Source organism: Thalassospira profundimaris WP0211 (assembly GCF_000300275.1).
In the GTDB taxonomy this organism is placed as follows: domain Bacteria; phylum Pseudomonadota; class Alphaproteobacteria; order Rhodospirillales; family Thalassospiraceae; genus Thalassospira; species Thalassospira profundimaris.
This window is the reverse complement of sequence record NZ_AMRN01000004.1, coordinates 55,008-66,905: the sequence shown is the minus strand read 5'-3', so window position 1 is coordinate 66,905 and position 11,898 is coordinate 55,008. Positions and strand designations below refer to the sequence as shown.

The following is an 11,898-nucleotide window of genomic DNA, read 5'->3' as shown; positions in this document are numbered from 1 at the left end:
GCCAGATGTCCCTTACGAACCGCTTGCGGCGGTGTCAGTATTCGTAACCGCGTCGGCCAGCAATTCGGCAAAGCGTGCCGCGGACAATACCCCGCCAAAGGTCCAGCTTGCCGGGATGGCATGGACATGGCCCTTGCGTGCAAACGGCATGGCTTTCCAGATCGCAGAGTTAAACAGGGTTTCGCGTGTGGTCGGTGCGATCGGCTCGACATAGGCGAACTGTACATCGCCCATCTTGGCCAGATCGGACACATCGCCATTATGAAATGCCCAGCCATTGACATCCCCGTCCCAGGCATTGGCAAAACCCATGCGGTCAAGGACGGAGCCAAACAGCGATGTCTTGCCGTGAATTCGGAAATGCGACTCATCAAGGATACGGACAACGGCGAATTTCGCATCATCGCCGACATGATCGCGGATGCGTTTGGCAGCGGCCTCGATCCGGGCGTTGACCGATGCAATCACATCCTCGGCGGCGTCCGGCTTACCGGCCAGTTTGGCGACATTGCGCAACAGGGTCTCGGCCCGGTCAATCGCGGGTTCGTCACTGCCGGTATTATAGATCGAATAAACGAGTGTCGGCGCATAGCCAGACAGCTTTTCATAAGCCATGGCGACATCAGTACTGATCAGGATGGCGTCCGGCTTGGCATCGCGGAGCGCCTCGAAATTCGGCTCGCGGCGGGTGCCAAGGTCGGTGAAACTTTCGGGCAGTTTGGGTTCCACCACCCAGGCGCGGTATCCATCAGATTCCGGGATCGCCACCGGATCAATGCCAAGCGCGATCAGGCTTTCGGTCAGGGCCCAGTTGGAAACTGCAAAGCGGGTCGGGTGAGTATCAAGGCTGATCTCACCCAACTCATGGGTAAAGGTTTCCTCAGCCATGACGGGCTGGGCCGTACCAAATGTGCCAACCATTCCGGCGACAAGAACAAAGCGCGTCGCAATGCTGCCAATCCAAGGTTTTGATATCATGATTTCCCTGATCCCTGTTGATGTGGAGACGTGCGCAAGCAGCTAGGCGACATAGCTTATGAAGCGGTCCGGGTTGCTGAGTTTGATGACGTCGATATCGGTCTGGAAAATATCGCGCAGCGTATCGCCATTCATGAAATAGTGCGGGGTGCCCTGCCAACAGGTGCGCCCGCCGCGCAGTGCCAGAATGTGATCGGCAAAACGCCCGACCATGTCGATGTCGTGCAACACGGCAATCACGGTCAGACTGTTCTGGTCCTTAAGGTTGGCGACCAGTTGCAAAATGTCGCGCTGATGACCGACATCAAGGGCCGAGGTCGGCTCATCCAGCAGCAGCACCGGTGCATCCTGGGCCAGCAACATGGCAAGCCAGACCCGCTGGCGTTCCCCACCCGAAAGGCTTGCGATCAGCCGGTCGGAAAACTCCGTCACGTGGGTTAGTTCCATTGCCCGATCGATCTTGGCATGGTCTTCGTCGCGATACCGCCCAAACGCCCCGCGCCATGGATAGCGGCCAAAAGCCACCAGTTCGCGGACACTCAAATGCGGCGGCACAACCGGGTTTTGCGGAAGGTAGGCCACCTTGCGGGCGAAATCGCGCGTGCCGTGATGGGCAAGGTCCTGTCCGTCGAGTGCGATGGCCCCGGATGCCGGTTTGTTTTTGCGCGCCAGAAGCTTGATCAGCGTACTTTTGCCCGATCCGTTATGGCCAACAATCGCGCTGAACGCCCCGGTCGGGAAACCGACCGTGATGTCCTCAAGCAGCGTCTTTGGCTTTTTGCCATCACTTTTGAAAGCGACGTCTTTCAGGTCGAACATGGACGGAAACTCATGCGCCGGGAAATGGAAACTGCGCCATCGCCGGATCGCGGCAAGCAGGCGCGCTATAAAACCTGAGAATGCTTATCAATTACTTTGTCTAAATGCAACCGAGTTGCGATTGCAGCCTGCGGAAAATTAAAGCGACCCATCCAATCATCATATAAAATTACTTTTCAGCGGGCATCATTCCGGTTAGCAATGAAAGCTTATAATTTTGATCGCATCGGGCGGTTTGCCGCGATAAGAATGGTCATACAATTACAAGGCGCCAAAACAGACGCGCCGCGATCAGGGAGAACCCATGTCTAACGTAAAAACCGTTTTGCCAAATCTGCGATGCACATTGGGGGAAGGCCCGCATTGGGATGCCGAAGATGGCGTTCTGTACTGGGTCGATATCGTCGGAAAGACGGCCTATGCGCTCCGCCCGGATGACGGCGGATCGCGCAGCTGGGTATTTGATCAGCCGGTTGCCGCCATCGTGCCGCGGCAAAAGGGCGGGCTTCTGGTAGCCCTTGCCGACGGGTTGGCCTTTCTGGATCCCGACAGTGGCAAAACCACCCCGTTTGTCGCCCCTGATGGCGATCATCCAGGCAACCGATCAAATGAAAGCCGGGTCGATCCGATGGGCCGGTTCTGGATCGGGACCATGCAAAACAATATCGGGCCGAATGGTGAAGACCTGCCGGTCACGATTTCGACCGGGACGCTGAACTGTGTCACGGCGGACGGCGAGACATCGCGTTTTGGCGAGAATATCGGGATTTCCAACACGCTGTTATGGTCGGCCGATGGCACAAAGATGTTCTTTGGCGATACCATCACCAATACGCTCAATGTCTATGACTTTGACATGAAAACCGGTGTGCCATCCAATCCAAAGGTCTTCTTTGGCCCGCAGGATCGTGGCAATATGGATGGCTCGGCGATGGATGCCGATGGCTATATCTGGAATGCGCGGTGGGGCGGGGGATGTCTGATCCGCTTTGCGCCGGATGGCAGTGTCGATCGCATCGTCGAACTGCCGGTAACCCAGCCGACCAGTTGCGTGTTTGGTGGCCCGGATCTCAAGACGCTTTATATCACCTCGGCCGCGGTCGGGTTGGAAGGCAATGGCAATCCGCTTGAAGGCGCGCTGCTGTCGATCCGAACAGAGGTCGCCGGCCAATTGTGCCACCCGTTTGCCGGCTAGGCTTTTTTCGTCAGGATTGCATCGCCTTACACGCAAATCGCGCCAAACAGCCCCTTGGGTGCCCTAATTCGGGTAATTGGCGCGATTTGCCCATTTTTGGCCTTGGTTTTCAGTATGTTTGGCGTCACCATTATGTGGTGGCAGAACACATCACCAAAAATACGAGCAAGCCGGGGTTAAAATGAAACCTGTTACCGCCGCAACCATGTGGGCAAGGGCGCTTATTGCCTTTGGCGTGGTCGCAATATTGTCGGGCTGTGCCGCCCTGCAATCACCAAGCAACAGCGTCACCGGATCGGTCAGTTACCGTGAACGGATCGCACTTTCGCCGGATAATACCTTCCTTGTCGTGCGGTTGCTTGATGTCTCGCGCGCTGACGCGCCATCGGTGGAAATCGCATCGCTGCGCCAGCCAGTGGCAAACCCGCCGATGGTTTTCATCCTGCCCTATGATCTTGATGATATCGAACCCAAGCACAGCTATGCGGTCGAAGCCAAAATCGTCAATGCCAATGGCGATCTTCTGTTTCGCAATGATCAAAGCTACCCGGTCCTGACCCGCGGTGCGCCAAGCGACGTTGATATCGTCGTTCGCCAGGTGCCGCGCGTTCAGGGCGATGGTGCGCGCAATGGCGATGGATCGGATGTGCCTGACGACATCGCAGCGATCGAGGCCAAACTGGCCGACATGCGTGTCATTCCCGGCCAGTATTCCGCATCGGACCACACCGTGACCTATAAGGCCTATGTCACGACGGATGGTGAACCGCTTCTGGTTGATGAGCATCGCGATCTTGGTGATTACGGATCAAGTGACGTCAAACTCTATTACCGCAATGGTCAATTGCTGCGCTTTGCCGAGGACGCCAAACGGGTCAATTACGGCGGGGAGCAAAGCGACGCACCGCTGCATTACACCCTGACACTGGATTTCGCCCAGGGGCGCTTTTCAAGTGGTACCAAAACCGTCAACGGCACATCCAGCCAGCCCGATGAACATGAAATCAGCGGTGCATTATCGCAAAGCAAGGTGGCGCTCAGCCGGATCGAGGCGATGTTAAGCCAGCTTAACAGTACCCCGGATCCGATGACCGGCCCGGAACTGTTTATCTGCGATGATCAAAGCCGCTTTGCCGTGACATTTGATCATGATGCCGAACGCGCCATTGTCGAAATGCGCGGACGCGAACCGATCAGTCTGGCACAGATGCCGACCGGTTCGGGATATGGCTATGGCAATGACATGTACGAATTGCGGGGCAAGGGGGCCGATGCAATCTGGACAACGCCGTCGGGCGATTTCCATTGTGCGGTTTCATCCATGCCGGTCGAGGCCGCAAGCCTTGCCCTTGCACCGGGTGATTTCCCGGTGGTCTCGGTTGCCGAGCTTAAAAGACAGGGCGATGGCATCTGGACGCGCTATTTCGATGACATGATGCCCGCCATCACCGCCTGCCTTGCCAAAAATCCCGGTGATCTGGTGTCGGTCCTGAAAGCCTGGCCGATGGATCATGGCATGGTCGGTGTCCGAACCATCAATGGCAATGGCGGGCGTTATGATTGTCTTGTGACGTCTGATGGCATGGGCACCGCCCATACCGAACAGGTCGAAACCACGACCAACATTCTGCCCGGCGAAGACGTTGTGCGCTACACCCCGGCCAATAGCGCCTATCCCGGTGGCGAATGCTTTGCCCATGAACGCCTTGAACAGAACGGCGTGTTTATCGGCTGGTTGTCGGAAAAGACCTGCTGATCTGATCGGCAAAGGTCGGATAACAAAAATCCCGGCCGGGGAAACCCGGGCCGGGATTTTTTTGTCTTATTGCTTTGATGTCTTAGTGGACCATGGCCCCGGTTGCGCTCAGCATACCGGTTGAACCACTCAAGCCATCGCCGTTGCCAAGATGGACCGCCTGGAACCGGTGACGGTCAAAATGGCCGGGCATCAAAAGCCCGCTTGCGGGGGCCGCATGGAAGCCAAAGCGCGCGTAATAGTCCGGATCCCCCACCAGAAGAACCGAACGGTGACCGCTAGCCTGTGCCGCATTAAGGGCGGCATAAACCAGACCGGCACCCACGCCGGACCCGCTATAGATCTTGTCGACGGCAAGCGGGCCGAGCAGCAATGCATCACCTGCATCACCGGCATTGACATTCCACAACCGGACGGTGCCGATCATTTGTTTGCCGTCGTGGGCGACAAACGCAAGACCGTCCGCCGGAAGCCGATTACGGCGAAGGATTTCAGACGATTTCTGAAACCGCGCCTGACCCATTACGCGATCAAGCAGCTTTTCGCGTTCAATGTGCGAATATGCGCCTTCGCGATCAATTGTGATCATTGGCCTATCTTTCCCGAATGGGGTCAGATGATATAGGCGGCAAGCGGCGAGAAGCCGTTGAACGCCACAGATGCATAAGTGGTGGTGTAGGCACCGGTTGCTTCGATCAGAACCTCGTCACCGATGGTCAAAGAGACCGGCAGGTCATACGGGGTCTTTTCATACAGCACGTCAGCCGAATCACAGGTCGGACCAGCCAGAACGCAAGGGGCAACTTCGCCGCCATCATGGATCGTGGTGATCGGATAGCGGATCGCTTCGTCCATGGTTTCGGCAAGGCCACCGAATTTACCGATATCAAGGTAAACCCAGCGCACCGGATCATCGGCATGCTTGCGCGAAATCAGAACAACCTCGGCTTTGATCACGCCGGCATCACCCACCATGCCACGGCCCGGTTCGATAATGGTTTCGGGCATGTGGTTGCCAAAGTGGTTGTGAAGCGCGTCAACAATCGCCGCACCGTATGCTTCGGTTGCCGGAATGTCGCGCAGGTAACGGGTCGGGAAGCCCCCGCCCATATTGACCATGCGAAGGTGAATGCCTTTTTCCGCCAAGGTACGGAAGATCGAGGATGCTTCCGAAAGCGCAGTGTCCCAGGCGTCGAGGTTGCACTGCTGCGACCCGACGTGGAAGGACACGCCATAGGCATCCAGACCCATGTGATGGGCATGCTGAAGAACTTCGAGCGCCATGGAAGGCGCGCAACCGAATTTGCGCGACAGCGGCCATTCTGCGCCAACGCCGTCGGTCAGAATGCGGCAGAAAACCTGCGCACCCGGTGCGACACGGGCAATTTTTTCGACTTCTTCGACGCAATCAACCGCATAAAGGCGCACACCGAGTTCAAAAGCGCGCGCAATGTCGCGTTCTTTTTTGATGGTGTTACCAAACGAAATGCGGTCCGGGCTTGCACCAGCGGCCATCGCCATTTCGATTTCCGGGACGGATGCGGTGTCAAAGTTGCTGCCAAGATCGGCAAGCAGGCTCAGAACTTCCGGTGCCGGGTTTGCTTTGACGGCATAGAAAATGCGCGAGCTCGGCAAAGCACGGGTAAAGGTCTCGTAGTTGCGCTGAACAACGTCGAGGTCAACAACAAGGCACGGGCCTTCCGGGCGGTTCTGTGCGAGAAAATCAATAATACGCTGAGTTGCCATTGGGGCGTTCTCCCATTCCACGATATGGCAGCGTGCATGTACCTGATGCGTGTGCGCGGTGGAGGCGCAATAACGCGGACTACTTGCGTGCTGTTTAGCCCCGGGGCCAACCGGAACTGCGAAGTTAAGTCTGCCTCGCTATGGAATGGGGAGTTCCCGTTCCGCACGTGGGCAATGATGGTGTGCCTCTTTAGTGTCGGTGGATTTGGACGCCACCTGAGACCAAAAAAGCCCTACACCGTCGTTGCTTTAAGTAAGTCCTACGGGTTCCAGTAAGCAGGACCACCACAGGCACGTGCGACTTTGGGCAAGTCCGCATGTACGCCCGTTGCTTTTGGCGCGCAAGTGAAATTTTCACCCGTTTTGTCATGAAACAATCGCAGGATCGTCGAAGAACTGATGTCGCAACGCACAAAATGGCTCAAATGGCCGCGTTCGGGCTTTGCAACAATTTCAGTTGGCGCATTTCGGTATGGGGCATTGCAATTTGCGCATAACCGGAACGTGAATATCATGCCGATTGACCGTTTCCCGGCGGCGCTGTAGCCATTATTCGAAACCCGGCAGTCGCCGTGGTCATGGGGGCATTTTATGAATTGGCTGATCGCCGTTGTTTTTGTTCTGGTCTATATCGGCATGGCGCTGGGGCGCTGGCCGTGGCTTGCGATCAATCGTACTGGCATTGCCGTGTTTGGCGCGGTGATCTTGCTGATCAGTGGGGCGGTTGACCGTGATGGCGCGCTGGCGTCGATTGATTTTGCCACCCTTGCGGTGTTGCTGACATTGATGGTGCTGTCGTCACAATATGCGGCAAGTGGCTTTTTTGACTGGATCGGGCATCGGATCACCGCGCTCAAATGCGGGCCGGGCGGGTTGCTGGCCGGGGTGATCGTCATGTGCGGGGTGCTATCGGCCTTTTTGACAAACGATGTTGTCGTCTGGGCAGTGACGCCGGTTTTGATTACCGGGGTGATTGCGCGCGGGCTTGATCCCAAACCCTATGTGATTGCGGTGGCGTGTGCGGCCAATGCCGGATCGGCAGCCACCCTGATCGGTAATCCGCAAAACCTGATGATTGCCGAGTTTGGCAATCTTGATTTCATCGGCTTTGTTCTGGCCTGTGCTGTGCCTGCACTCCTGGCACTTGGCGTGGTGTATGTCGTGATCTTGCGAAGCCCGATGATGCGCGGGCAAACACATGCCGCCGGGGCGGGTGGAAATGCAATTTCAAATGCAAATGCGCGATCAGTTGATCAACCGGTTCGCCCGCTTGATAAAACCATCCTGACCAAGGCGGTTTTGGCGACCATCGCCGTGATCGCGATTTTTGTCTTTGTCGAAGACCGCGCACTTTGGTCGCTTCTGGTGGTGGGGGCCTTGCTGCTTAGTCGTCGCCTGTCGACCGATCAGGTTCTGGGGCGGGTTGACTGGCATTTGCTGGCGCTGTTTTGCGGGTTGTTTATCGTCACCGGCGCGATGGCGCAAAATGACGTGATCGCCAGCCTGTTTCGCGATGTTCTGATCACGTTGCAGATCCATCATCCGGGTGTTCTGGCTGGTGTGTCGCTGGCCGGGTCCAATACGATCGGCAATGTGCCGCTGGTGATGATGTTGCTCTCACTCGGTCCGGAATGGAGCACGGAAATGTTGCATGCACTGGCGATTTTTTCGACATTGTCGGGCAACTTCCTGATTGTTGGTTCGGTTGCCAATATCATTGCCGTTGAACAGGCCGCAAAGGCCGGAACGGTGATTTCATTTATCGATTATGCGCGCCTTGGCGTGCCCGTTACATTGATCAGTCTGGCGCTTTCGCTGGGTTGGGTCATCCTGATTTCATAGGAAACATCATGTCCAATATCAAAATTACCGCCGGTCCCTTCACCTTTGACGCGGTTCTCGAAATCGAAAAGGCGCCGCATACCTGCAAGGCGTTCCTTGATCGCATGCCGTTTGAAAGCAAGGCGGTCCATGTCCGCTGGAGCGGCGAGGGTGTCTGGATGCCACTCGGCGATTATCAGTTCGGTGTTGATTATGAAAACCACACCAGCTTCCCGGCCCCGGGCCAGATCATCCTCTATCCCGGCGGGATCAGCGAAACCGAAATCCTGCTGGCATATGGCGGGGTGCATTTCGCTTCCAAGGTCGGCCAGCTTGCCGGCAACCATTTCATCACGGTCACCAGCAATCTCGAAGACCTTGAAAAGCTGGGTAAGATGACGCTTTGGGAAGGTGCGCAGTCGATCCGGTTTGAACTGGCGTAATCAAGGCAACTGTGATCGGGCACACTTTCAAGTGTGTCCGGTTTGGCCTAGAAGGCGAACCATCATCCAATAAGTGCAGGCGGACGTGCCGTGTTTGAGACGATTAATCTGTGGATTCAGGATCATCAGGATCTGGTCTATATCCTGATCTTCACCTATTGCGTCAGCAAATCCAGCATCCTGCCGGTATTTGCCGGCATGCTGGTCGCGGCCGAAAGCCTGATGATCGTGCCGGCGGTTACATCAATGATTGCGGGTGGGCTTGTCGGCGATGTACTGCGCTTTGGGTTAGCTCGCAAATACGGCGATGCGATTGTCCGCAAGCTGCCCAAATCCCTGTCAGACTGGATGGGCAAGACCCTGGGATTGTTTGAGCATTACGGTGTCGCCTATATCCTGCTGTGTCGCTATCCGCATGGGGTGCGATCGTTTGGGGTGTTCCCGGTCGGCATGAGCTCGATGTCTTTCATCCGCTTCCTGCCGCTTAGCATCGCGTCAGTCCTGCTTTGGGTCGGGCTTTACTATGGGCTTGGCCATAGCCTGGGGGCGGGGATGTCCGAACTGGTTGAACAAAACCTTGCGATGCTCAGCCCGATCTTGCTGATCGTGTTTCTTGTGCTGGGCTGGTTTGCGCTCCGCCGGATTGATCGGCTGGAGCAACAGGCTGAACGCGCCATCAAATAACCCAATAAAAAACGGCAGCATCGAGATCGAATGCTGCCGTTTTTGTATCTGTAATGGGCGGGGTGCTTATTCAGCGGCAATCGTCTTGCCGTCTTTTTCCAGCATTTCGCCCTGTTTGCGTTTGGCAAGAATTTCGCGCGCCTTGGCGTAGCTTTCATCATGCCAGAAGATCAGGCAGCCATTGCAACCCCGGCCACAGCAGCCCTTGGTGCCAACACGCGGGGTGCGGAAGGAGCGTTCCTTCTGGCGGTCATCAAGGGCGGTCTGAAGCGCTTCGCGTTTCGCGTCATAGCGTTCTTCGTTGCCTTTGCCCATCTCGATCTTGTGGCCTTCCTGATCAAGTTTCAGGCGCTGCCATTCGTCTTCGGAAAGGGCCTTTTCCTTGCGCACGATGGTCATCGGCAGGATTTCGCGTTTCAGGAATTCCGGGTCTTCCTGTTCAAACAGGCTGAATGGCAGGCGGATGCGCGGATGGGTGTTGGCGTGGACTGCTTCGCCGACCTTGCCGGTTTTGGCATCAATGAATTCATACATGCGGATGAAGATGGTCTGGCGCGTACGCGGCGGGACGATTTCGATCACATCACCGGGCAACATGCGGTTCTTGACCGACATGATAAAGGCGTCGTCTTCGACTTCCTCGATCATTCCGGCAAATTCCCAATCCGACACATTGGTGTTGCTGTCATAGCCGTGCGCGTAGTTGGTCAGGCGGCCATCATGGAAGGCCAGCGTATAACCCCGGTTCGGGATGGTCGCCAGTTCCTTCATATATTCTTCGGCCGACCAGTTTTCCGGATCCTTGTACCAGTCATCAATCGCCATGCGGTAGGCACGGGCAACGAGGCCGGCGTAATACGGGCTTTTGCCACGCCCCTCGACCTTGAGGCTGTCGACACCGATTTTCAGGTAATCCTCAAGCTTCGGCATGATGCACAGATCTCGCGAGTTCAGGATGTAGGAGCCACGCTCGTCTTCCTGAATTTCCATCAGCTCGCCCGGACGCATGTCTTCTTCAAGGAAGAAGTCAAACATTTCCAAGTTTTCTTCGGTCAGTTTGAGTTCCTTGACCGTGCCGTCCTTAAGCTTCATGTGGACTTTGTATTTCCAGCGGCACGAGTTCGCACATGCGCCCTGATTGGCACCACGTTCGGCCATGAAGTTCGACAGCAGGCAACGACCGGAATAGGTCATGCACATCGAGCCATGCACGAATGCCTCGATCTTGATGTCCTGGCATTTTTCGCGGATTTCGGTCAGTTCCTCATAGGAAACCTCACGGCCCAGAACCACAAGCTTCGCACCAATGCTTTGCCAGAATTTGACGGACTGCCACGAGCACACATTGGCCTGTGTCGACACATGCAAATCAAGTTCCGGCGCATGTTCGCGGACAAACATGAACACACCCGGATCGGCAACGATCAGGCCATCGGGGCGGACCTTGCGCACGGTATCGACATATTCCGGCAGCTTGTCGATATCCTTGTTATGCGAAAACAGGTTCAGTGTGAGGTAAACGCGCACACCATGGCTGTGGGCGAAGTCGATGCCCTCGACCACGTCATCAAGCGACATCTGGCTTTTAACGCGCAGCGACAGGTCCGGCGTGCCCATGTAAACGGCGTCTGCGCCATAGAGCACAGCAACTTTCAGCTTTTCGAGCGAGCCTGCGGGCATCAGCAATTCGGAACGGCGCGATTGATTACTCATCACTTGCGGGTCTTTTCTATTTGGTCGTCTGCGGGAAATCTCTCTGGCGCGGCTTCTATCACAGCCTGCTGCCTGTGCCGATTAAAATCGCATATTTCACCCGCCTTGCATAGTCACGGCCACAATCAGCAGCCATGTCGTCTGCGCAGGGCGGGGGTGACATCAACTGACTTGAAGTCACCTGATTGATATAGTATACATTGCTTATTATATATCAACCATGTGACTTTGACAGAGCTGGCAAATGCCACAATCTAACGATCCCAAACAGAATATCGGTTTTTTGATGAAGGACGTAACCCGTCTGATGCGGCGCAATTTCATGCGTCACGCAGACGATTTCGGCCTGACTCAGGCCCAAATACAGGCGCTTGTCTATGTGGCGCGCAATGAGGGTGTCCGGCAGGTGGCATTGGCCGAGATGCTTGAAATTCAGCCGATTACGACCGCCCGTCTGATCGACAAACTGGTCGAGGAAGGACTGGCTGAACGCCGGGCCGATCCCGATGACCGGCGAGCATTTCAACTTTTTGCTACCGATGCTGCTACGCCATTGCTTGAGCGCGTCTATGAGGTTGCGGCCGCGGCGCGCGAAGATGCCATGGCCGGGATCACGCCCGACATGCAGCAAATGCTGATTTCGGTTTTGGGTCGGATGCATGACAACCTGACCGCTGTCGAGCAGGGCAGCAAAACCGACGCGCCAACCAATTCACAGCCAGCCAGTCAAAAGAACGCATAAT

At 56.0% G+C, this 11,898-nt stretch carries 11 protein-coding genes; 6 read left to right on the top strand and 5 right to left on the bottom strand.

The window, feature by feature from the left end:
- Positions 1-12: 12 nt before the first annotated feature.
- A complete protein-coding gene (locus tag TH2_RS09220) occupies positions 13-978 on the bottom strand; it encodes an iron-siderophore ABC transporter substrate-binding protein (RefSeq protein ID WP_008890149.1) in 966 nt (321 codons plus the stop codon).
- Positions 979-1,020: 42 nt separating this feature from the next.
- Positions 1,021-1,797: an ABC transporter ATP-binding protein gene (locus tag TH2_RS09215; RefSeq protein WP_008890148.1), complete on the bottom strand. Its 777-nt coding sequence runs from the start codon at positions 1,795-1,797 to the stop codon at positions 1,021-1,023.
- A 304-nt stretch (positions 1,798-2,101) separates the two neighbouring features.
- Here TH2_RS09215 and TH2_RS09210 point away from each other — a divergent pair, with 304 nt between their 5' ends.
- Together TH2_RS09210 and TH2_RS09205 are read left to right on the top strand one after the other, a co-directional pair.
- The gene (locus TH2_RS09210; RefSeq protein ID WP_008890147.1) at positions 2,102-2,992 is read left to right on the top strand and encodes an SMP-30/gluconolactonase/LRE family protein; all 891 of its coding nucleotides are present in this window, start codon (positions 2,102-2,104) and stop codon (positions 2,990-2,992) included.
- A 181-nt stretch (positions 2,993-3,173) separates the two neighbouring features.
- Complete coding sequence (locus tag TH2_RS09205; RefSeq protein WP_008890146.1) at positions 3,174-4,748, top strand: YbaY family lipoprotein; 1,575 nt, start codon at positions 3,174-3,176, stop codon at positions 4,746-4,748.
- 82 nt (positions 4,749-4,830) lie between these two features.
- Here TH2_RS09205 and TH2_RS09200 read toward each other — a convergent pair whose 3' ends face one another.
- The gene (locus TH2_RS09200) at positions 4,831-5,337 is read right to left on the bottom strand and encodes a GNAT family N-acetyltransferase (RefSeq protein WP_008890145.1); all 507 of its coding nucleotides are present in this window, start codon (positions 5,335-5,337) and stop codon (positions 4,831-4,833) included.
- A gap of 23 nt (positions 5,338-5,360) precedes the next feature.
- Positions 5,361-6,494, bottom strand: a complete 1,134-nt coding sequence (locus tag TH2_RS09195) for a type III PLP-dependent enzyme (RefSeq protein ID WP_008890144.1) — start codon at positions 6,492-6,494, stop codon at positions 5,361-5,363.
- A gap of 591 nt (positions 6,495-7,085) precedes the next feature.
- Between TH2_RS09195 and TH2_RS09190 the strand changes: the two genes are divergently transcribed.
- From TH2_RS09190 to TH2_RS09180, 3 genes are all read left to right on the top strand, one after another.
- Complete coding sequence (locus TH2_RS09190) at positions 7,086-8,336, top strand: ArsB/NhaD family transporter (protein ID WP_008890143.1); 1,251 nt, start codon at positions 7,086-7,088, stop codon at positions 8,334-8,336.
- An 8-nt stretch (positions 8,337-8,344) separates the two neighbouring features.
- Positions 8,345-8,758 (top strand): DUF3830 family protein, encoded by a 414-nt coding sequence (locus TH2_RS09185; RefSeq protein ID WP_008890142.1) that lies wholly within the window; start codon positions 8,345-8,347, stop codon positions 8,756-8,758.
- A gap of 90 nt (positions 8,759-8,848) precedes the next feature.
- Positions 8,849-9,442, top strand: coding sequence for a DedA family protein (locus TH2_RS09180; RefSeq protein ID WP_008890141.1), 594 nt, complete (start codon positions 8,849-8,851; stop codon positions 9,440-9,442).
- 66 nt (positions 9,443-9,508) lie between these two features.
- Here the strand turns inward: TH2_RS09180 and TH2_RS09175 are convergent, their stop codons facing one another.
- A complete protein-coding gene (locus TH2_RS09175) occupies positions 9,509-11,155 on the bottom strand; it encodes a U32 family peptidase C-terminal domain-containing protein (RefSeq protein WP_008890140.1) in 1,647 nt (548 codons plus the stop codon).
- Positions 11,156-11,399: 244 nt separating this feature from the next.
- Here TH2_RS09175 and TH2_RS09170 point away from each other — a divergent pair, with 244 nt between their 5' ends.
- The gene (locus tag TH2_RS09170) at positions 11,400-11,897 is read left to right on the top strand and encodes a MarR family winged helix-turn-helix transcriptional regulator (RefSeq protein WP_008890139.1); all 498 of its coding nucleotides are present in this window, start codon (positions 11,400-11,402) and stop codon (positions 11,895-11,897) included.
- The last annotated feature ends 1 nt before the right edge of the window (position 11,898 follow it).